The organism is Candidatus Villigracilis proximus (assembly GCF_016717045.1).
Taxonomy (GTDB): domain Bacteria; phylum Chloroflexota; class Anaerolineae; order Anaerolineales; family Villigracilaceae; genus Villigracilis; species Villigracilis proximus.
Genome location: NZ_JADJUO010000018.1, coordinates 112,279 through 133,525, shown reverse-complemented (window position 1 = coordinate 133,525; position 21,247 = coordinate 112,279). Strand labels below are relative to the sequence as shown.

At 47.5% G+C, this 21,247-nt stretch carries 19 protein-coding genes and 1 pseudogene; 12 read left to right on the top strand and 8 right to left on the bottom strand.

Translation table 11 applies throughout. The annotated features are described in order from the left end of the window. The 9 genes from IPL71_RS18535 to IPL71_RS18495 all read left to right on the top strand — a co-directional run bounded on the left by IPL71_RS18535 (position 1) and on the right by IPL71_RS18495 (position 10,402). Positions 1-1,632: a vWA domain-containing protein gene (locus IPL71_RS18535; RefSeq protein ID WP_345324187.1), complete on the top strand. Its 1,632-nt coding sequence runs from the start codon at positions 1-3 to the stop codon at positions 1,630-1,632. 255 nt (positions 1,633-1,887) lie between these two features. After that, positions 1,888-2,256 (top strand): endonuclease domain-containing protein, encoded by a 369-nt coding sequence (locus IPL71_RS18530; RefSeq protein WP_345324185.1) that lies wholly within the window; start codon positions 1,888-1,890, stop codon positions 2,254-2,256. Positions 2,257-2,433: 177 nt separating this feature from the next. Then, positions 2,434-4,203, top strand: coding sequence for a CLIPPER-2 domain-containing protein (locus IPL71_RS18525; protein WP_345324183.1), 1,770 nt, complete (start codon positions 2,434-2,436; stop codon positions 4,201-4,203). A 220-nt stretch (positions 4,204-4,423) separates the two neighbouring features. Further along, the gene (locus IPL71_RS18520) at positions 4,424-6,130 is read left to right on the top strand and encodes a hypothetical protein (RefSeq protein WP_345324181.1); all 1,707 of its coding nucleotides are present in this window, start codon (positions 4,424-4,426) and stop codon (positions 6,128-6,130) included. A gap of 102 nt (positions 6,131-6,232) precedes the next feature. Next, entirely contained in the window at positions 6,233-6,544 is a 312-nt protein-coding gene (locus IPL71_RS18515; RefSeq protein ID WP_345324179.1) for an ArsR/SmtB family transcription factor, read from the top strand. 270 nt (positions 6,545-6,814) lie between these two features. Further along, positions 6,815-7,612: an arsenite methyltransferase gene (gene arsM, locus IPL71_RS18510; RefSeq protein WP_345324177.1), complete on the top strand. Its 798-nt coding sequence runs from the start codon at positions 6,815-6,817 to the stop codon at positions 7,610-7,612. Positions 7,613-7,803: 191 nt separating this feature from the next. Further along, positions 7,804-8,397: a TetR/AcrR family transcriptional regulator gene (locus IPL71_RS18505; RefSeq protein WP_345324175.1), complete on the top strand. Its 594-nt coding sequence runs from the start codon at positions 7,804-7,806 to the stop codon at positions 8,395-8,397. 3 nt (positions 8,398-8,400) lie between these two features. Then, on the top strand, positions 8,401-9,375 hold the full coding sequence (locus tag IPL71_RS18500; protein ID WP_345324173.1) for an NAD-dependent epimerase/dehydratase family protein: 975 nt from the start codon (positions 8,401-8,403) through the stop codon (positions 9,373-9,375). 163 nt (positions 9,376-9,538) lie between these two features. Then, positions 9,539-10,402, top strand: coding sequence for a DegV family protein (locus IPL71_RS18495; RefSeq protein ID WP_345324171.1), 864 nt, complete (start codon positions 9,539-9,541; stop codon positions 10,400-10,402). Positions 10,403-10,489: 87 nt separating this feature from the next. Here the strand turns inward: IPL71_RS18495 and IPL71_RS18490 are convergent, their stop codons facing one another. After that, the gene (locus tag IPL71_RS18490; protein WP_345324170.1) at positions 10,490-11,620 is read right to left on the bottom strand and encodes a M48 family metallopeptidase; all 1,131 of its coding nucleotides are present in this window, start codon (positions 11,618-11,620) and stop codon (positions 10,490-10,492) included. A 162-nt stretch (positions 11,621-11,782) separates the two neighbouring features. Here IPL71_RS18490 and IPL71_RS18485 point away from each other — a divergent pair, with 162 nt between their 5' ends. Further along, complete coding sequence (locus IPL71_RS18485) at positions 11,783-12,601, top strand: GNAT family N-acetyltransferase (protein WP_345324168.1); 819 nt, start codon at positions 11,783-11,785, stop codon at positions 12,599-12,601. 90 nt (positions 12,602-12,691) lie between these two features. Here IPL71_RS18485 and IPL71_RS18480 read toward each other — a convergent pair. The 3 genes and pseudogenes from IPL71_RS18480 to IPL71_RS18470 form a co-directional block, all read right to left on the bottom strand. Next, positions 12,692-13,260, bottom strand: a pseudogene (locus IPL71_RS18480) (cysteine hydrolase family protein). Positions 13,261-13,332: 72 nt separating this feature from the next. Further along, positions 13,333-14,904, bottom strand: coding sequence for a M50 family metallopeptidase (locus IPL71_RS18475; RefSeq protein WP_345324166.1), 1,572 nt, complete (start codon positions 14,902-14,904; stop codon positions 13,333-13,335). Positions 14,905-15,066: 162 nt separating this feature from the next. After that, positions 15,067-15,690, bottom strand: coding sequence for a ribonuclease H1 domain-containing protein (locus IPL71_RS18470; RefSeq protein ID WP_345324164.1), 624 nt, complete (start codon positions 15,688-15,690; stop codon positions 15,067-15,069). A gap of 152 nt (positions 15,691-15,842) precedes the next feature. Here IPL71_RS18470 and IPL71_RS18465 point away from each other — a divergent pair, with 152 nt between their 5' ends. Further along, positions 15,843-16,682, top strand: a complete 840-nt coding sequence (locus IPL71_RS18465; protein ID WP_345324162.1) for a sulfurtransferase — start codon at positions 15,843-15,845, stop codon at positions 16,680-16,682. Beyond that, the gene (locus tag IPL71_RS18460; RefSeq protein ID WP_345324222.1) at positions 16,683-17,153 is read left to right on the top strand and encodes a SufE family protein; all 471 of its coding nucleotides are present in this window, start codon (positions 16,683-16,685) and stop codon (positions 17,151-17,153) included. A 167-nt stretch (positions 17,154-17,320) separates the two neighbouring features. Here the strand turns inward: IPL71_RS18460 and IPL71_RS18455 are convergent, their stop codons facing one another. The 4 genes from IPL71_RS18455 to IPL71_RS18440 form a co-directional block, all read right to left on the bottom strand. Next, positions 17,321-17,740 carry a CBS domain-containing protein gene (locus IPL71_RS18455; RefSeq protein WP_345324160.1) on the bottom strand — a complete coding sequence of 140 codons (420 nt, stop codon included), beginning with the start codon at positions 17,738-17,740 and terminating at the stop codon, positions 17,321-17,323. Positions 17,741-17,800: 60 nt separating this feature from the next. Next, complete coding sequence (locus tag IPL71_RS18450; protein WP_345324158.1) at positions 17,801-18,730, bottom strand: Gmad2 immunoglobulin-like domain-containing protein; 930 nt, start codon at positions 18,728-18,730, stop codon at positions 17,801-17,803. A 14-nt stretch (positions 18,731-18,744) separates the two neighbouring features. Continuing rightward, positions 18,745-19,779: a hypothetical protein gene (locus IPL71_RS18445; protein ID WP_345324156.1), complete on the bottom strand. Its 1,035-nt coding sequence runs from the start codon at positions 19,777-19,779 to the stop codon at positions 18,745-18,747. A 75-nt stretch (positions 19,780-19,854) separates the two neighbouring features. After that, complete coding sequence (locus tag IPL71_RS18440; protein ID WP_345324155.1) at positions 19,855-21,066, bottom strand: thiolase family protein; 1,212 nt, start codon at positions 21,064-21,066, stop codon at positions 19,855-19,857. Positions 21,067-21,247 lie beyond the last annotated feature (181 nt).

Below are 21,247 nucleotides of genomic sequence, written 5' to 3'. Positions count from 1 at the left end.
ATGAAACCAAACTTGTCTTCTGCAAACAAGCCACTATTGGTCGGAATAATCATTGACGTCTCTAGTTCTATGAGACGAAATTGGAAGAACAAAGAAGGCAAACGCTTACCGCAAATTGAGATAATAAAAGATGGACTTAATCGTCAAATAAGGAAAATCAAATCCATATATTCCGAAAAGCCAGAAACTAAAGAAGTTGAATTATTTTGTATTGGCATGGGTTTCAAACGCCCTCAAAAAAAGTGGCGATTTGTTGACTTATCACGCAATAAGGAGCAACCTCTCGACGAGGAGGCAGAGACCTTAATTGATGCAACCGTTGTATGCGACATTTTGGCTTTGACAGAAATTATTCCAACAAAAGCAGATCTTGAAGAAGTTGAGAATGTAATTAATGAAAAATGGTCAGGCTATTCTAATCAGCTTTTGCAAAAAGTGGATTTTCGAGAAAACCTATACGATGATTTAGTATCGCTTATCAGAGAGAGCCTTTATCAAACCGCACTGAAAAACCTAAGATATGGTTTACGGGGAAGACTGTTGAGCTATTTATTAACTAGAAAAATTTTTTCCGAAAGCGAATGGCTGAACAATCAAACTGAGCAATTGAACAATTGGTTTATTAGGAAGGAAAAACAAATACGACTTACTTCGTTTAACGAAAGCTCTTCATATCTTGAAAATATTAATGTTGTAGCAAAAGGAATCGCCGATGGTTCTGTAGGTGAGTACGAGAAATATATTCGTACAACTTTGGACGACTTTGTTTCAGAACAGAGTGACCAAGTTCTAGAATTATTAACTCTTGGGCACTCTCCCAAGAAAGTTTTTGACACTTTCAACGAAGACAGAGTTTTCAGCCTTGCCAGAACTATATATGACCATCTTGAGCAGGATGTACGTCCCAAAATTCAACTTACTTGGCTCTCAAACCGAACAAGACTTAATGTTGTAACTAAATTAATTGGTGGAAAAATAGACAACGCTCTTGTTAAGAAGATGACGGAAGGAGTAATTCAAAAAATTGTATGGGAGAAATTAAGACGATTTATCAGAGTTATTGTAGATGATCTTTTTAAAGATGCATTTCGGAAAAGTGCGAAAGCAAGATTTTACGAATGGCTAGACTTAGCTTCCAGTCGAGAAGTTACAAGGTCAATAAAAGATATAGTTAATGTCTTACCAGATGCGTTAGAACAAGAAATTTATTCAGACAAATTTATGTTTGGCACAACTCCGATACATAACGCAATTAAAAAGGCTTCATTGCGATTAATGGATGTAAATTTTTCTCAGCACAAGAAGATATTAATAACTATTTCCGACGGGGAGTTTTCAGAAAAGTTTTTACCCGAAGCCACGACCTTGTTGAAGGATTCTGGAATAACAATAATCAGCCTTCATATTTCAAACAAAAATATTGTGAGCCAGCTTGTAGAAAAAGCGGAAAGAAATTGGTCAGAAGGTGCAAAGATTATGTTTGAAATGAGTTCAATCTCGGCGGAAGGTGATGGGGTCTCTCAGGCACTAAGTAAACTCGATTACAAATTGGAGTATGGAAAAAGATTATTTATTCAGGTGAATCATTCGCAGGCAATCGAAGATATTTTGGATGCTTTGTTGATAGATTAGTAATAAGATTGCAAATAGAGGAAAAAGAGAAAGGGGAGGAGATGAGGAAGGGATGTGACCTATCCCCCCGCCCTTCCCTCCTTCGTCTTCGCTCCCCCAAAGATCGGGTCGCTCCGCTCAGGATGTATGATGGGATGGGGGCTAGTTGCGTGATGATTGTGGTGATTGTCCATAGCAAAGCAACTTTTGTTTCAGGTGGTATTAGCTTCTCCCCTTTAGGGGAGACGGGAGAGGGGTTGGGGTAAAATTTCAACCATGCCAGTCAAAAACATCATCCCAGGTCAACACGTCACAAAAGAAAAACTTGAATATGCTCGCGAACTACGGCGTGACATGACTCCCGCCGAGAAAGTCCTCTGGCAGGAATTGCGGGGAAACAAATTAGGAGTCCATTTTCGGAGACAACAAGTCATTGCTGGATTCATTGTTGACTTTTACTGTCACAAAGCGGGGTTGGTCATTGAAGTGGATGGTGGTATCCATAACAAGCAAAAGAAAGAGGATGCTGAACGCGAACAGGTTTTGATTGAGATGGGGTTGCGCGTTGTCCGCTTTCGAAATGAAGAGGTTATGAAGAACTTGTCCGCTGTGGTGGGGAATGTCCGCGAGTTGACCGCGTTATAGATTTACCTGCAAGTTGTTTCGTAAAAGAGACGGGGGTACCACCAGGCTTCACCCTCCACGCGGATAAGCCGCCTTCACAAATTAGCTCCCTTAAATTATACATAGCCACTTCATTAATGCTATACTCACACCACCAAAATATGTATCCATCTGCACCGCAGTGAAAGGAAATAAAAAATGAAGAACATATTTCGCACGCTCGTCCTGGCCGTAATTATCGTATCCGCACTAACATCCTGCTCCCTATTCAATACCGCCGAGGCAAATACAGCACAAGCCACCCCGGCCCTGCCCGCTGTAGTCACCATCGAACTCACCGTACAGGCAGATACCTCAGTCCCATTTAATACCGTGGGACAGACCATCAAATACAACTATAACGTCAAGAACATCGGCACCATATTAACCGCCGGGCCTGTCATCATCACCGGCGCAGCCTGCCCCGAAATCAACACAGTCGGCAATCTTGACGCATCTCTCGACGTAAACGAAACCATCACCTGCACATCCGCCTACACCATCACCCAGACCGATCTGGATAAAGGCTCAGTCGTCACCATCACAACCGCCAGCGTAAATGGAATCAACTCAAATCAAGTCACCACCACAGTGGCAACAGTTCCCCCCGTCATCTTAAAATTAACCAAAACAGCCAATCCGCTCAACTACGACCATGTCGGCCAGACAATCACCTATGCCTACGTCATCACCAACAGCGGAGCCGCCACACTCGGACCCGCACAATTCACAATCAGCGACACCGGCCTCAGCGCCCCCATCAACTGTGGAGAAGCGACGCTGACGCTCGCATCAAACGTAACTGTCACCTGCTCGGCTACCTATACCATCTCTCAAGCTGACATGGATGCGGGCTCCGTCTCAACCAATGCCACCGCATCAGGCGGCGGTGTTGCACCGTCACAACCGGCAACCGCCGCGATCACCAAAGGTGCCGCCGTCCCATCAAACACCAACCCTGCGAATCTGACAGTCGGCTCAACGATCAAGCATCAGGTGGTCACAGGCGAATGGTTATGGCAGATCGCCCGCTGTTATGGAACCGATCCCACAAAATTACTGCAAGCCAATCCACAACTCGTCAACCCCGCTCAGATCACACCAAATGCGACCATCACCGTGCCAAACATTGGAAGTGTTGGGAAAATTTACGGCCCGCCCTGTGTCGGGACTCACACCGTGCAAAATGGAGATACCTGGAATTCCATCGCGCTAAAATACAACGCCGATGCCACCGTCCTGAAAATGGTTAACCCAACATCCACACTGGCAGTCGGGAGCACGGTCAAAGTTCCGTTGAATTCCGCCGGAGCAACAACCTCCACCGGCAGCGCCGGCAACTGCGCAGATCTAACCCGCACCGTCAAACTCGCTGGCGTATCCGCCGCGACAACTCATTTCAACATCTGCGGGACGACAGACTCCTCCGGCAAAACAAAGATTTTCAGCATCAACATCTCCCAACGCGTTGAGGATGTCGGTCAGGGTGGTTTGTTGCAAGACATCACCGTTTTAATTGAAACATCAACACCGCTGAATGACGCGAACAGCCTGATCGTTGCAGACATGAACTATGATGGCAACGATGATTTCCGCATCGTAAAACTGCAGCCTGCCAGCGCCAATATCCCCTACCTGTATTACATCTACGATCCAGCCACCCGCAAATTTATCTATAGCGAAGCATACGCCAACATCACCTCACCGGAATTTCCCGGCAATTTTGAAATCCGCTCAAAGTGGCGTGAAAGCGCGGCCAAATCGGGCATAGACACCTATGTCATCACCAACAACACACCCAGACTAAGCAAACGGGAAACATGGGAAGCCATCAACGAAACCCAGGCCACACATCTTGTAACGGTATATAACGCTGACGGAACAAGCCAGGTGACCGTGAATGAAACTGTCCCATTGACCATTCCATAACATATACTGCTAAAAAAAACCAAAATCCCCGATTAAGAAATCAATAAAAACGGCTTCAAGATTTTTATGTAAATCTTGAAGCCGTTTTTGTATTATGAATTTGGAAGCAAAATGCAAGGCAAATACGACAATATTCATATAAAATATACGCTTATAAGCAGGTATGGGCACCCCCCATTACATCAACCAGTCTTATTATCACTCACTCCAAAGGAACCCAATGAAAAAACAGCATCCGCTTTATATGATTTTATCGCTAGTGATCGTACTTGGTTTATTTTTAGCCGCCTGTGGTTCAGATGAAGAATACGCCGAAGATGGCGAATTCTATACAGAAGAACCTTCCGCAGAAGAATTTGCCACTGAAGAACCCAGCGGAGACGGCGAAGCCGCCCTTCCTGCCAGCAACCCCGGTGAAGTTGTCTATGACCTCGGCTTTCTGCCTGAACAAAACGGATTCAGCTTCGAAAACTATGGCGATGACATCCCTGCTACCAACCTGACCGCAGCCGAACTGCGCCGCATGTTCGGTGACCAGGTCTGTTCACGCCTCGATGGTGACGAATGTACGCTCACCCCGCCCGCCGAACAATGGATGGAGCAGGTCAACGGCGCAATGTCCGGTGGACATTGCGAAGGCATGGCCGTGCTCAGCTTGATGATGTATACCGGCCAGATCTCCCCGTCAGACTTTGGCGGTTCTACTGCCAGCGAGTTGGATATCAACGATGAAGCCCTTCAGCGTGAGATCGCTTATTGGTTTACAACACAAGCCGTTGCCCCTACATATACCAGCGTCATCAAAGGTACACCGATGGAAATTATGGAAATCGTCCAGCAAATGGATGCCAATGGCGAAACCTACAGCATCGGCATCTACAAGGAAGACGGTTCCGGCGGACATGCCATCACCCCCTTCGGCGTCGAAGACAAAGGTGACGGTTTATACGCCATCCTCGTCTACGATAACAACTATCCCGGCCAGACCCGCGAACTGTTCGTAGACTCGCGTGATAATACCTGGCTATACGAAGCCTCGATCAACCCACAGGTTGAGTCTGAGCTTTACACTGGCAACGCCGACACCCAAACCCTCGACCTCACCCCCACTTCTGCGCGTGTGGATACGCAAGAATGTCCCTTCTGCGATGGCAGTGGAGTTTCAGGCACCGGCAGCCGCCTCGCCAAACTGGATCAACAACTTAATCAAATCTTCCTTGATGGTGAAGGTCACATCCTCATCACCGATGACAATGGCAACCGCCTCGGATATGTAGATGGCAAGATCGTCAACGAAATCCCCGGCGCCACCTATACCGCCTATCGCATGGGAGCCAGCGGAAATGCACCCGAGCCAATCTATTCGCTTCCTGCCGGTTTGGATGTGACCATCTCAATCGATGGCTCAGCCCTGACCGAAGAATCTCTCACCGACCTCGTTATGATCGGCCAGGGATTCAGCATCGGCGTTGAAGGTATTTACCTTGAACCCGGTCAGATTGACACCGCGTATTTCTATCCCGGCGAACAGACCATCGCCTACGAAACCGAAGCGGACGAATCCCCCTTCATCGTGATCGGTGTGGAAAATCCCGAAGCCGAAGCAGATTATTATTTCGAAGTTCAAGGCGCTGACATTCAAGGCGGCGGAATCATCACCGTCTACCTGGATACCAAAGCCGGCGATCTGCAGATCAACGCCGAAAAATTGAACAACGAAGGCTCCTTCGATTTCTATCTGACCCGCATCACCGATGAACTCGAAGAGGAATTCGCCGCCGAGGAAATTCTGCTCAAGGAAGGCGCAGTCGTTTACGTCAACTACGCCGAGTGGACAGATGCCAACCCCGAAGGCATGTACTTTGGCGTTGACCTCGATGGTGACGACGTCATCGACGATGAATATGTAGTAGACGACTCACAGTAATTCAATAGTTATCCCTTCTGAGCTTTCAAAATTCAGAAGGGATAATTTTCTCCTTGACAAATAGACGAACATCTATATAATAACAGATAGAAGGTTATCAATATGAAATTCAACCCTGTCCTCTTTGCCAAAGCCATCTCTGATGAAACCCGTCAGAAGATCATGAACATCTGTTGTTGTGAATCAATTTCAGTCAACGAAATTGTTGAAAAACTGGATGTCTCTCAACCCACAGTTTCACATCACCTTGCAATTTTACGAGAGGCAGAGTTGGTCACTGTGCGCGAAGAAGGCAAGCAGACTTTCTACACCCTCAATCAGGAACGCGTTGCCTATTGCTGCGGACAACTTATGGTGAAGTTCGCGCCTGAATCTGTTGCAACCGAAAACCTGTTGAAAACCATCAAGGCCTGATCGGGATTTGTCTTCGGCCGAGACATGATCCCGTTTTTTTTGGCAAGTATCATAGACAAGCTTCTATATGAAAGGAGAACTCTCATGAACGAATTACCTGTTGTAAACCAGGAATGCTGTGAAGACCAAAATTGTGACTGCGCCACCTGTGGCTGCGGTTGCTGCTAGATAGAACGAATCTCTGTTCGTCGATCTGACGGGCAGAGAGAAATTAATTGCAAAATTTTTTAATCGCATCCATAGACAACTATCTATATTAAGGAGAACAAAATGACACAATCCCCCACCCCCATTCACGAGACAGTCCGCGAACACTACGCAGAGCGGATTAAAAGCAACGCATCCTGCTGCGGACCTTCAGACTGCTGCAGTCCGAATAACATTCTCTACCCCGTGCAGCTTCTCACCACCGTCCCCACTGACGTATCCAATACCAGCTACGGCTGCGGTGACCCGATCACACTTGCCTCACTCAAACCCGGCCAGACCGTGCTTGATCTCGGCTCCGGCGCCGGACTCGACTGTATCCTCGCTGCGCAAAAAGTTGGCGAAACGGGCAAAGTCATCGGCGTGGATATGACGCCCGAAATGATCGAACGCGCACAAGCCAATGTTAAGAAAGTTAACTTGAATAACGTGGAGTTCCGTCACGGCTACCTTGAGAGTCTGCCGGTCGAAAACAACACCGTGGATGTCATCATCTCCAATTGTGTCATCAACCTTTCACCTGACAAGGAAAAAGTTTTTAGCGAAGCCTTCCGCGTGCTTGCTCCGGGCGGCAAACTCGCCGTATCAGATATTGTCACCGACGGCGAGCTCCCTGAAGTGATTCGGCAAAGCCTGAGTGCCTGGGCTGGCTGTGTGGCAGGTGCAGTTGAAGCGAAGGACTACATCGCCATGATGGAATCTGTTGGCTTTACGAACATCTCAATCAACCCCGTCTTCTTCGATAAGCAAACCGTAGACAGCGCTCTCGACGAAATGAAACTCGATGTGACCGAATATCCGCGCGATGCCGTGTACAAAGCGGTATACAGCGCAAAGATCACAGCCTACAAGCCTGCGTAAGTCTTTTGGAGTCAGGCAGCTTGCTGCCTAAAACTTCATCAGCAAGCTGATAAAGTCCAAAGTTCTTCACGGGATGGCAATCACGCCATCCCGTTTTGATTTAACAACTAATGATTTTCATCATCTTGACAGTGCAATCCATCGGGAGTAAAAACATACCGACTAGTCGGTTTTTATTCTCAAGAGGCAAAATGCAGCAACGCAGTGAAGAAACACGGGCAAAGATCATCTCATCAGCCATCAAACTATTTTCCACCCGCGGATTCAATACCGCCAGCGTTGATGATATTTGCAAAGACGCAGAGATCAGCAAGGGTGCTTTCTATCATCACTTCGAAAGCAAACAGGCACTCTTCCTTGCCCTGCTCGATGGATGGTTGGAAACGATCGATACCGCCATTGAAGCCGCGAAAGATAAAACTGTCCCTGAAACATTCCTGCAAATGACCGAAGCCTTCCCCTATATTTTCGCAACCGCCGGAGAAGGCCTGCCCATGTTCCTCGAATTCTGGCTGCAAGCCAGCCGCGACGAAAAAATCTGGCAGGCAAGCATTAAGCCTTATCGCCGTTATCACAAACATTTCACTGCCCTCATCAAAAAAGGCGTGGACGAAGGCTCCTTCGTCGATGTAGACCCGGAGTTAACCGCGCGCATGATCGTTTCCATGGCAATGGGGCTTCTGCTTCAAAGTCTGCTGGACCCGAAAGGTGCAAAATGGGAAAAGACGGCCAGAGAGATCACGACCATGATGATGGATACACTACTTCGTAAGAACGAGGCGTAAGAAATGTGGCTTGTAACTGGCGCAACCGGTCATGTAGGAAATGTTCTTGTGCGAAAACTTTTGGAGCGCGGTGAAAAAGTTCGGGCGTTGATTCTGCCTGGCGAAAGCCGCGAATCAATTTCGGGATTAAATATCGAAGCGTTCGAGGGTGATATCCTAAATCTGGATGCAGTATTTGAGTCGATGCGCGGCGTGCGCGGCATCTTCCATCTGGCGGGCGTCATCTCGATCATGCCCGGCGCGAATCCGTTCGTAAGAAAAGTCAACGTGGAGGGTACAAAAAATATTCTACAGGCGGCGCTCAAAAGCGGCATCAGGAAGTTGGTTTACACATCTTCCATCCATGCGATCCAGCGCGTGGAAAATGGAGTGATCAACGAAACTGTGCCATACGACATACAGAATCCCTACGGCGCATATGACCGTTCAAAAGCCGAGGCAACATTGGATGTATTACATGCGGCTCATTCGGGACTGGAAGCTGTTGTGGCCTGCCCTACCGGCGTGATCGGCCCTTATGATTTTCGCGGATCGATGATGGGCGCAGTGATCCATGATGCAGCAACAGCCAGACCAACGCTATACGTGGACGGCGCATACGATTTCGTAGATGTACGCGATGTGGCCGACGGATTGATCGCTGCCGCCGAAAACGGCAAACGCGGTGAAAGTTATATTTTATCGGGGCAAAAGATCACGGTGCGCTATATGCTTGAGACCGTGCGCGAAATTACAGGGAGGAATTTTTTCCAAATGAAAATTCCTTTTGATCTGGCAAAATTCGCTTTTCTATTTACACCGATGTATTACCAGCTTTCAAATACAACTCCGCGCTTTACGCCTTATTCACTGGAAGTACTGCAAAGCAACTCCAATATCAGCCACGCAAAAGCGACACATGAATTAGGTTATTCGCCACGCTCATTATATGAAAGCATCAAAGACACAGTGAAGTGGTTTTTGGAAAGAAGGAAGTGAAGAGTGATGAGTAATAAGTGAAAAGTAATAAGTAACTCAAGTTCCATCATGAAGCCTTTATTACAGTCCGCAGGGCAATAAGGTAACAACTTGAGTTAAGTAATTAATCTAATACGCGGTCTTAATATGACCGACGAAATATTAAATAAAACAGGAGATAAACATGAAAATAGTAACTGATTGCGCAGCAGACTTATCTGCCGAAGAACTCGAACAATTGGGCGTGATCGCGGCGCCGCTGTTCATCAACTTCCCTGAAGGTGAGATCAACGCCACCGAGATTTCAGCGGACGATTTCTACAACCGGCTTGAGGCCATGCGGCCCGCCATCCCGACCACGGCACAGCCATCGGCCGGCATCTTTGCAGAGTTGTATCGAAAGATCGCCGAGAAAGACAAGGAAATATTTTCCATGCACATTTCATCGGGATTAAGCGGCACACTCAATTCGGCACATGATGGCGGCGGACAGGTTGAATCTGAAGCAAAGGTAAGTTATTGGGATACGCTCACCCTCTCAGGCGGAGAGCGTTTTCAAGTAATGGCCGCAGCGTTAGCCATCAAAGCCGGCTGGACGATGAGCGCGATCGAGGAACGCTTGAAGAAAATCCGCGAGAATACCGAAGTAATTTACACTCTCGACACATTGGAATATCTTGCGCGCGGCGGCCGTATTGGACGTGTAAAAGCGATGGCGGGCGCATTGCTTAATCTCAAACCTGTCATCCGCGTGGATACAGACGGCAAATATAGCACGGTTGGCAACGGACGCACATTAAGCAAGTCAATGAATATGCTGACAGATAGTGTGCGTGAGAAATATGGCACTACCCCAGTGTGGGTCACCATGTTACACGGTCGCTTCGCCGAAAAAGCAGATCTGCTTGCGGCGGAATTTAAGGAAAAATTAAATGTAGCCAAGCTGGAAGTGGTGCGCATCTCCCCTGTTTTGGGCGTACACACCGGCCCGGGCATTGTCGGTGCTGGAATTGTGCCGATGGAGTTAATGAGTGATCTGGTGAAGTAAAGAACGAGTGAGAAGTAAGAAGTAATAAGTAATGCGTGATAATGAGAGAAAAAGGACTTGCATGATGGCAAGTCCTTTTTTTTTTGATTATGAAGTTGCAAAATCTTTTGCTTTTTCGATGCGTTCGCCTAGTGGAGGATGCGAGTAGAACATGAAGACCACCCATTTTTCGGGGTCAATTTCGCCGAGGTTTTGATTCGCTAATCTGGTGAATGCAGATGCGAAGGCTTCACCTTTTTGAGTGGAAGATAACGCGTAATCATCGGCCATGTTTTCGCGCCAGCGGGAGATGGCATTATCGAGCGGAGAGGTCAGTAAACCGTAAATGCTGAGAATCAACATGAGCGCGGGAAAGGCAGCGGGGTCACTGACCGAGGAAAATCCGAAATAACCAACAACCCAATTCATCCCGAGAGATGCGAGATAAAAACCAATTGTCGTTGTGAAAGTGCCAAACGCAATAAAGAGTGGAATATCCTTGTGGACTTGATGTCCCAGCTCGTGAGCGAGGACAGTCTCGATCTCATCCAGTGAAAACTCATTGATAAGGGTATCGCCCAAAATAATGCGGCGCGTGTTGCCGATGCCGGTCAACGCGGCGTTGGCGGATTTGGTGCGTTTGGACATGTCAAATTTAAAGACACCGCGGACTTTTGTATTGGCACGTTCGGCGAGTTTCATCAGGCGGTCAGCGAGTTCCTTATGTTCATCGCCAAGCGGAACATATTTATTAAACAAGGGCATGATGAGAATTGGCGCGAGGTTGGAGATCAAAACACTAAAAACCAACATGCCGCCTGCCACCCACAACCACCACAGACCGCCCGTGGCCCTCAAGGCAAGATAAAAAAGTTCGAGCAGAATCAGGCCGAGGGGCGCACCGATCGCCAGTCCTTTGAGCTGGTCAATGATCCAGTCTTTGAGCGTCTGGTTGGATTGATCAAATCGATGCGGGAGAATAAATCCGCTGTAATACCCGAGGGGCAGATTGATAATGGCAGATATGCCGCCAAAGATGGCAATATAAAATGCAACGAGCAGCCATTCATTTGTGGTGATCGTCGTCAGCCATTCACGAAGTGCAATGCTCCAGCCGAAGAATAACCAGGCGAGAATATAGGCCGCACTGAAAAGATTATCCACCAGCCAGAGGCGGCGTTTGATGCGGGAATATTGTTTTGCAAGTTTTTGTTTTTCGGGGTCAAGTGTGGTTTGCATAAAAAGATTATAGCACCCGGCAAACAGATATAATGCAGGCTATGAACACATCAAATTCAAAAACCAACCGACGGGCATGACGGGCTTTAGAATTGGTTCTAACTGACATTCTCTAAAAGAATTACCCGATCACGATTAAATGCAAAAATTGGAGAAACAATAATGACCGCACTACACCCCAACTCGTACGAACTCATCCGACCGCTTTTGCTTGGCATGGATATACATCTCATCGGGCGCTCAATCCTTGAGAAGCAAACGCCTGCGCAAATTTTCGTGGACAATCATGAACACCCCAAAGCTCTTTTCGTACAGGCAGGTCACAGATATATTCTGGCTGGCGATTCTGAAATAGACAGCTTCAATCTTGGGATTAAACAAATGTTTGCGAATGTCATTTATCCACGCGCCGTAGCGGCCGGGCTGGAAGGCTTTGCGGTGTACTATGATTCAGCAGCTTGGGAAGAAAAGATGGAAGCTCTGCTTGGAGATAAAGAGATCATCCATGCAAACCGCGAATACTACGCCTGCAAGGAATTGAAACACAAATGGCAGGATTTTATGCCCGAAGGCTTTCAACTTCAAATGGTGAATGCTGACCTGTTGGCAAATACCGGCTTGAAACATCTTGAAACGCTCAAAGAAGAAATGACCTCCGAGCGCCCCAGTGTGGATGATTTTCTCGCCAAAAGTTTTGGCGTGTGCGCGATCCATGAAAATGAACTTGCGGGCTGGTGTCTCTCCGAATACAACGCGGATGGCCGCTGTGAGATCGGCATCGAGACCACCAGTGACTATCGTCAACGCGGCATTGCCACGGCGCTCACACTGGCTTTTCTTGAACATGCCTTTTCACATGGCATCAAAGAAGTTGGCTGGCATTGTTTCAAGAGAAACGAATCGTCGGCAAAGACAGCCCGTAAAGCAGGCTTTGATAAAGTCTGCGATTACAAATCTTATATTTGCCTCGTGAAAGCTTAATTCCATTCCCTTTTGTAGATGAAAAGGAGGCTGCCACAAAAAAACGTGACAGCCTCCTCGCTTCTTTCCTTAACTGATAGTTGATTCTACTTAAGCAGCATCCGCCTGCTCTGCGGCAAGTTTCGCAATAATCTGCTCCGAAGTCATCACCTGACCATACGATTTCAACGCCGCCAAAAACGCCTTGTGGACATGCTCCGCGGGGATGGTCGTCTCGCCATATTTCAAATCCCGCGTGGCACAGGCATCTTCCGCAACCCAGACTTGAAAACCAAAGTCAGCGGCGGCGCGGGCGGTGGCATCCACACACATGTGGGTCATCATGCCAGTGATGACAACGCGCTCGATCCCCCACTCTTTCAACATCTCCAGCAAATTCGTCTCACGGAAGGAGTTGGGATAATGCTTGTACACGATAGGCTCGCCTTCAAAATGTGCGGTCACATCGTGAATATCAGAACCCGTTGTGCCTTTCACGAAAAATGGTGCATCAGGTTTCAACGCAATGTGCTGAATGTGGACATGACGCCCGCCATGTTCACGAAAACATTGCAGCAGCATGTAAGCCTTCTTGCCAGCCTCAAGCGGATTAACCAGCTCCATTTTTCCGCCAGGAAGTAATCTTTTTGAATGTCAATCACCAGTAATGCAGTTTTCATAGGTAGTCCTTTGGTTTGATGGTTTATAGTTGAATGCTGTATTTAATAACGACAACTTCTCCGGCAAGGGTGTTACTTCTTCAACAGCTCCTGAGCCTGACGCTTCAAATGCAATTTATCTGTGAGCAATGCAATTTTTTGAAAATCGGCATTTGCTTTTTCTTTTTCGTTAATGGCTAAATAAGATTTTCCGCGCCCAAAATATAAACGTGCTTCTTTCGGTAAAACTTCAATGGCGCGGGAATAATCGGCAATGGCTTTTGTGTGTTCATTATTTACACGATAAGCATCTGCGCATCCTTGATAGGCATAACCGGAGCGCGGACTTTTCACAAGCACACGCGCATAATAATCTTCAGCCCAGTCGAGACAATCGATATAAACGATCGTATTAAGTTCAACCATGACCAGCGATTCCTGTTCAGAAAGACGCAAAGCGGAATCTTGATCTTTGTGTGCGGCTTCGAGATTTCCCATTTTGAAATACACGATCGAGCGGATCAAATAAAATAGCCATGTCTGCGGCGAAAGCGAAATGGCTTTGGTCAACTCATCCAAAGCGGACGGGTATTCTTTTTGGTCGAGGAAAACAGATCCACAGTCATAGTATGGAACCGCCCAGTTCGGGTTGATCGCCTGTGCCCGGGTGAACAGATCCAGCGCAGAGTCGTACTCCTTATCCATGGCATATATCTCGCCGCGTAACTGCATGGCGAGCGTACTGTTTGGGTTAAGTTTTAAAGCACGTTCCACATCTGCAATGGCTCTTTCCTTTTGGAGTGTATTCAGGTAACACGCGCCGCGTGCCAGATAATGCATGGCCTGCTGCGGCTCGCGTTCAATATCCTGTGTGTAATATTGGATGGCGCGTTCGAAGTCACCTTGCAGATAATAATAGCCGGAACGTTTGAAAAGATAATTAATGTCCAAATTCAGCCAACGCAAAAAGGAACGGTTCAACGTGCCAGCTGCGAGACCGATCAAAATACAGGAGACAAGCAGTAAATAGTCACGGGTCACAATCCCAAATATGATCAATGCCAATAAGACGGGAATACTGATCAGAAGTGTGATCCAATCCGCATTGGATTTTCCGAAGAGCATTTCCATGATGGCGTGCATGATATTGCCGCCATCCAATGGATAAATGGGCAATAAATTAAAGACGATCAAAATGATATTTACAACAGCCAAGGAGAAGAACAGATTAATGAAAGTCTGACCCCAGATAAATATTTCCGCGTCACGCTGGAAGGGCAAAAATAAAATCGAAAGAAGGACATAGCCAAGCACGCAGAAAAATCCCAACAACATATTCACCAGCGGACCTGCCGCGGAAATGGCGAGGTTGTGTGAAGGCTTTTCAGATTTCCGCGCAAAATTTGTCAGACCGCCCAGAAGCCAAATGACAATGCTCTTAACTTCCACACCTGCCAGTTGCGCCGCAGCGGCATGACCCACCTCGTGCAGGAAGATGCAGAGCACAAATCCGATCAGCCATAACAAAGCGCCGATAATCTCTCTTACACCTGTCGGGCGAAAGAGAAAATATGCAATGGGAAGCGTAAACAGCATGGAAAAATGAAAGCGGATATCTACTCCGCGAATACGGGCGAGTAAGAGGGATGAGGAGAGGAATTTCATGGGGAAAAGGATGAAGGATGTGAAGGATGAAAAAGAAATGAGAAATGAGGAATAAGAAAAAAGGAGTGAAAAATAACCTGCGTAAGATATGAAAGACTATTTCAAGGTTTTTTGTACTTATTCATCATTCACGCGAAGCGTTCATAATTCATCATTTACCAGTCACTTTCTTCCAAAGTCGGCGGGATTCTCGCCCCACAAATCGGTATCCCATTTCATGATCTTGTCTTCGGGGAGTTCATTTTCGGCCAGCCAGTTTTCTGCGCTGTGAATAAGCGCAAAGAGCACCGCATTTTTGGGCGAGTGTTTTAAGTTTGTTTTACATTTACCGTTGATAACCCATGAGATGGCATTCTCTGAATCAGAATAAATGGTGACGTGTGAATTATGTTTGAATTGCCAGGTCAACGCGTGGACAATCGCAAGAAACTCACCCACATTATTGGTTCCCTGTTCATAGGGGCCCGTGTGAAAAATCTGCTCGCCGGTTTCAGTGATCACACCGCGATATTCCACTTTTCCGGGTGATCCGCTGCACGCCGCATCGACACAAATGGAAGGCAGGATCGGCTGCACGCTGGCAGTTTTCCACTTGCCTAAAGAGGAAACTTTGCCCTGATAATCTTCATATTGTGCAATAAACGCGGCCTCAGCCTCTTTACTGCTTCCGAAAGCTTTAAATTGTGCGCCAACAAAGCCTTTCACTTGTTTCTCACATTCCGCCCACGAAGTGAAAATGCCTGTCTTACGGCCTTTCCAAACGACGTAATATTTTTGTTTGACCACATATCAATTGTACATCAAACCCACACAACTATAAAAAGTGCGGGCGGCAATCCCACTCTATATAAAATAATTTTTGGCTGTGAAATTTTCCATCTCTGTGGTAAAAAATATACAGACAAAACGTGATCAACACTTTAAAACAGGAGTACAAAATGTCTTACGCACACCCCGAATATCTGGTCGACACCGAATGGGTCGCCAACCATCTGAACGACGCAACCGTCCGCATTATTGAATCAGACGAAGATCCATTGCTCTACCCGATGGGACACATCGCAGGCGCAGTACAGGTCGATTGGTTCAGCACGCTTCAGCATCCGGTTCGCCGTGATTTTGTCACAAAGGAACAGTTCGCAGAAATGTGCGCCAAACTTGGAATCGCCAACGACACCACTGTCGTTTTTTATGGTGATAAATCCAACTGGTTCGCCTGCTATGCCTTGTGGCTCTTTGAATACTACGGCCATAAAAATGTAAAGATCATGAACGGCGGACGCGCCAAATGGGAGCAGGAAAAACGCCCCCTCGTGAGAGAAACTCCATCGTATGCCCGAACAGCGTACAGCGCGAAAGAAGCGGATAAATCCATTCGCGCATTCCGTGATGAAGTCCTCGCGCACAGCAACGCGAAGAAAGCTCTGGTGGACGTCCGCTCTCCAAAAGAATACTCCGGCGAGATGCTGCATATGCCAAACTATCCGCAGGAAGGTGCGACTCGCGGCGGGCACATTCCCGCGGCTGTCAGCATTCCCTGGTCGCAGGCAGTCAACGAAGCTGATGCAACGTTCAAGACGACCGAGGAGCTGGTTGCTATTTACGAAGGAAAAAATATCAAAGCTGACGGAGATGTGATCGCGTACTGTCGTATCGGTGAAAGATCATCGTTGACCTGGTTCGTGTTGAAGTATCTGCTTGGTTATCCCAATGTCAAGAACTATGATGGTTCATGGACGGAATGGGGCAACCTGGTGGATGCGCCGATCGAAAAATAAATTTGTATTTATCGCAGGGGCGGGAAAATCCCGTCCCTGCATTACCTACCCACAAAATTACAAGAGATCGTTGACGACTTCGCCGGCATGAGCCGCGAGGAAAAAATAGAAACGCTGATCGGGTATGCCGAGTCTTTGCCTTCGCTCCCTGAAAGATTTGCTGAAGAACGTGCAAAGATGGAACCCATCCCTGAGTGCATGACGCCCGTATTTTTATTTGGCGAAAAACAGGATGACGGCGGCGTGACCTTTCACTTTGACATTCCCCCGCAATCCCCCACTGTGCAAGGGCTGGCCTGCATCCTCGCCAGCGGATTGAATGGCAGCAAGCCCGAAGAAATTTTAGCTGTGCCCGCAGATTTCTTCGCCCCCATGAATTTGGAGGAAGCCATTTCAGGTCAACGCTTGAATGGGTTTCGCGGTGTGCTGGCACACATGAAACAAACTGCTGTCAATTTGATCGAGAAATAAACAACTCTTTGCATTTTTTAGGGTTTTAAACAAACTTAGTCTTCTTTAAAAGATCTGTCACCCCTTCGGGGTTGAAATTTTTTCACATTTATTAATCATCTGTGTAAAGAAAAAACAAAAGTAGCTCGGATTTTATGCGGGCTGACTCTTTTATTAATGGACGCGGATTAAAACCGCGCATTTTTCTCTTCGTCCCAGCCTTGTTCTTCGACTGACATAAAAATATCAGTGGCTGAGATTAAACCGATCAAAGTGCCGTGTTCATCGGCGATTGGCAAATGATGAAACTTGTATTTCTCCAATATCTTTGAGCATTCTTTCAAAGTCCAATCTGCGCGGCCGGTGATGAGCGGGCCAGACATGATCTCGCGCACGGTGGTCTCGGCCGGGTTACGTTCAGCGGCGACGATCTTGATACTGACATCTGTGGTGGTCACAATGCCATATGACGGATTCTTCTCGCTGACATCCACGATCACGCTGTGAATATTGCGGCGGCGCATGAGCGTCATTGCATAGGAAACGCTTGAATCGGGGTCAACGACAACAACCGGGCTGGACATCCAATCACGAACTAAATGGGGCATGGGGTTCTCTCTCCTCTACTAGCTAACAAAATATAGTCTCGCTGCCAAATATCATTCAGATTACTTCACTATCAATTTTACAACATCCAATGCCTGAATAAAACCATCTGCGGCACTGATATCTTGAATCTCCAAATAGATGGTCGTGTTGACAGGAATCCCCGCCAGTGGAATCAACTCGCTGAATGTTCCGGGTGCGCCGAAATCGGGCGCGGTGACAGTCACGGGTCCGCTGGCGAGTTGGGTGCCGGCTTCATCATAAATAAAATAGGATAGGTTATTTTCAAACGGAGCAATGCTGACCGCTCCATTGACCTGCACGAACTCTGAAACCTGCGTTTGATCGGCCGGAGACATAATTTCAATACTGCGTATTCTTCCTTCAGGATTGACGGTCGTGTAATTTGTCAGACGCAGTTTGTTATTGACCAGTGCATATCTCTGTGTGGTTTGAAGCGTGGGACAACACCCGCCGTCTTCAAAGCCATGGATCACGGCATCGAGATAGATTTCGCCATTCTCGATTGACATGTTATTAATCAGCGGACGGTCATCGATCATGATTGAGGTTAGAAAAGCAGGCTGGCCGTTGACATTTGTATAAATGGTGAGGAAACCGAAGTTGCCAGTGCCGCCGTAGTTTTCAAAAAAGATGGCGGCGATTTCGGCAATGCCATCGCCGGTTAAATCTCCGACGGAAATAAACTCGGTAATTCCGGCGTTGGCAAAGTCCATTGTGGTGGCGTCTGTGCCTTGTTGATATTTTCCATCGGTTAGTTGCACAACTGTATGATCGTCACGTGCGCCGAGTTGATACTGGGCATTCTTCATTTGCTCAGCGGACAGGTTTGGAGCAGGATCTGTCGGCGCTGGAACTGTCACTTGGACGGGAACAGGCGTCGGTGAGGGGGATGCGGGCGCAGCCAGTCCGCAGGCGAGGGTGGTGAGAGTCAGAGTCAGCAGGAGGGTGAGAAAATGTTTGTGAGTCAAAATTTCGCCTCCGGTTATTTAAAGGTTAACGTGGAGAAAAATTGCTGCCATTTTTTCAGGATACCTTCACGATCAAATTCAGTCACTGTGCCGGGTGTGTAATTGCCAACATTTGTAGAGTGAATATAGTAGATCACTTCATAACAAATATTTTGATTTACCGTGCGATAGATTTCCTGTTGATAGTAATTGCCCGCACCCGCGCCTTCAGATGTGCTGTGGGTAAAAGTAAAGCCATTGATAATTTCATCTCCAACAGGATATTCAGGTCCGCCGCCATTTTGATTTAGTTCTGTGCAGGTTGCAACGGTCTGCGCATCAGAGGTGGAACTGACCAATAAATACACTTCGCTTAAATTAGTTTTTTCATACGTTTTTGAGTCGATAAAATGCAATGTTAACTCGGGGTCTGTTTTATAATTTCCAACTACCGGCAATGCAGGCGCAAATTCATCGGAATATGTTAATGACAACCCAGTGGCAGAATTGTCATATGAAAAATATTGCACATCCTTGCCGGGCGGATTGATCGCAACGCGCATGGTGAATTGCGGCACGTCCCCATTGGGAGTCAGGGTTACAAAATAATCCTGTGAAGCGGGCAATGCGCCGCGCCAAAACATACATTCAGATTCCACAGATTGCGGACAAAGAATGCTCCCGTCGGCACCTTTGATCTGCATCGGAATATATCCCCATCCCCCATCAGGAATTTGCGACAGGATCGAAATGGACATGACCTGTCCCTGCATGGCATTGACTACATAAGTTTTGCTTGTGCTGGTTGGGATGGAATCTGTAATATCTGCATAGGTTCCGTTGGCTTTGAATTGAATCGCGTTGGCTTGAGCAAGCGACGCTGTGGGCGGTGTAAAGGTCGGAAAATCCTGAGTTGGTTGAATCGTTGGTTCAGCCGTGAAAGTTGGAATGGGCGTGAATTCAACCGTCGCAGTTGGTAATTCTATATTTTGTATAGCTGCGGTTTGCGTTGGCGCAGCGCAGGCGGCAAGAAAAGAAAGAAGAATGAGGAAAGAAATAAATTTTTTCATTTGGTCTCCAAAAGAAGTCGAAAGTCAAAGATCGAAGGTCGATATGAGTTTTGACCTTCGACCTTTGACTTGTTTTTATCCTAAATACTCGATCACTGTTGCTTCGCCCTGCCCCACTCCAACACAAAGAGTAGCAATGCCATACTTCACATTGCCGCGATTTTTCATTTCATGCACCAGCGTTGTGACGAGCCGCGCACCCGAACAGCCGAGTGGATGTCCGATGGCGATGGCGCCGCCGTTGACGTTGACGAGTGCGGGGTCAATGCCGAGGTCTTCGATGACCGCCAACGACTGCACAGCAAAGGCTTCGTTCAATTCCATTAAGCCAATATCTTGAATCTGCAAGCCGGCGCGTTCAAGCGCTTTCTTCACGGCGGGCACGGGACCAATTCCCATCACACGCGGGGGCACACCGGCTGAGGCCGAGGTCACGATCCGCGCTAGTGGTTTGAGATTTAATGCTTTTGCTTTTTCTTCGCTCATGATCAGCAACGCGGATGCGCCGTCATTCAGCCCCGAGGAATTCCCAGCTGTGACAGTCCCGCCGTCTTTGGAAAAAGCAGGCTTCAGTTTGGATAAAGATTCGAGAGTCGTGTCGCGGCGCGGACGTTCATCTGTGTCCACGAGTTTTACATCGCCTTTCTTCTGAGGAATCGCAACCGGAATAATTTCCTGTTTGAATCTTCCTGAGTCAATTGCGGCAATTGCAAGTTGATGCGAACGCACTGCGAAGGCATCCTGTTTTTCGCGCGTGATGTGCGGGCGCTCCTTTGCAATATTTTCGGCGGTCTCGCCCATTGAATCTGTGCCGTACATTTCCTTCATTTTTGGATTCGGATAGCGCCAGCCGAGAGCTGTATCGTACGCGGTTAAATTTCCAAATGAATAACCCGCTTCCGCTTTTGGAAGTGAATACGGTGCGCGGCTCATGGATTCAACTCCGCCCGCGATGTAGATATCTCCCTCATTGGATTTGATCGCCCGCGACGCCTGATTGATGGCATTGAGACCCGAAGCACACAACCTGTTAACTGTTACGCCTCCGACCTGCAGCGGCAACCCCGAAAGAAGTGCCGCCATGCGTGCCACGTTGCGATTATCTTCACCAGCTTGATTCGCGCATCCAAAAAATACTTCTTCAACCAGCGCGGGGTCGAATGAATTGCGTTCGAGAATGGACTTGATCACATGCGCCGCCATATCATCAGGACGGACGGAAGCAAGCACTCCGCCCAATGCGCCGATCGGCGTGCGGATTGCATCAACAATTACAGGGTTAGACATGGGATTCACTCCAGAGTGGGATATCAATTTAAATTACAGTTCGATTCTACCACCGCGAGAATTGCAAACTTCATACATGAATCACGAACCACGTAAAAAACATCAGTCCCGCCATTTCAGAGTATACTGCCCGTTACCATTTTTAGATTTTCTGAAAATTTTGCTGTTTTTACCATACTCA

Bases quoted from the DNA above. Each gene is read 5' to 3' on its own strand.
- IPL71_RS18535 (WP_345324187.1), top strand. From the start codon at position 1: ATGAAACCAAACTTGTCTTCTGCAAACAAGCCACTATTGGTCGGAATA.
- IPL71_RS18530 (WP_345324185.1), top strand. From the start codon at position 1,888: ATGCCAGTCAAAAACATCATCCCAGGTCAACACGTCACAAAAGAAAAA.
- IPL71_RS18525 (WP_345324183.1), top strand. From the start codon at position 2,434: ATGAAGAACATATTTCGCACGCTCGTCCTGGCCGTAATTATCGTATCC.
- IPL71_RS18520 (WP_345324181.1), top strand. From the start codon at position 4,424: ATGAAAAAACAGCATCCGCTTTATATGATTTTATCGCTAGTGATCGTA.
- IPL71_RS18515 (WP_345324179.1), top strand. From the start codon at position 6,233: ATGAAATTCAACCCTGTCCTCTTTGCCAAAGCCATCTCTGATGAAACC.
- arsM (WP_345324177.1), top strand. From the start codon at position 6,815: ATGACACAATCCCCCACCCCCATTCACGAGACAGTCCGCGAACACTAC.
- IPL71_RS18505 (WP_345324175.1), top strand. From the start codon at position 7,804: ATGCAGCAACGCAGTGAAGAAACACGGGCAAAGATCATCTCATCAGCC.
- IPL71_RS18500 (WP_345324173.1), top strand. From the start codon at position 8,401: ATGTGGCTTGTAACTGGCGCAACCGGTCATGTAGGAAATGTTCTTGTG.
- IPL71_RS18495 (WP_345324171.1), top strand. From the start codon at position 9,539: ATGAAAATAGTAACTGATTGCGCAGCAGACTTATCTGCCGAAGAACTC.
- IPL71_RS18490 (WP_345324170.1), bottom strand. From the start codon at position 11,620: ATGCAAACCACACTTGACCCCGAAAAACAAAAACTTGCAAAACAATAT.
- IPL71_RS18485 (WP_345324168.1), top strand. From the start codon at position 11,783: ATGACCGCACTACACCCCAACTCGTACGAACTCATCCGACCGCTTTTG.
- IPL71_RS18475 (WP_345324166.1), bottom strand. From the start codon at position 14,904: ATGAAATTCCTCTCCTCATCCCTCTTACTCGCCCGTATTCGCGGAGTA.
- IPL71_RS18465 (WP_345324162.1), top strand. From the start codon at position 15,843: ATGTCTTACGCACACCCCGAATATCTGGTCGACACCGAATGGGTCGCC.
- IPL71_RS18455 (WP_345324160.1), bottom strand. From the start codon at position 17,740: ATGCCCCATTTAGTTCGTGATTGGATGTCCAGCCCGGTTGTTGTCGTT.
- IPL71_RS18445 (WP_345324156.1), bottom strand. From the start codon at position 19,779: ATGAAAAAATTTATTTCTTTCCTCATTCTTCTTTCTTTTCTTGCCGCC.
- IPL71_RS18440 (WP_345324155.1), bottom strand. From the start codon at position 21,066: ATGTCTAACCCTGTAATTGTTGATGCAATCCGCACGCCGATCGGCGCA.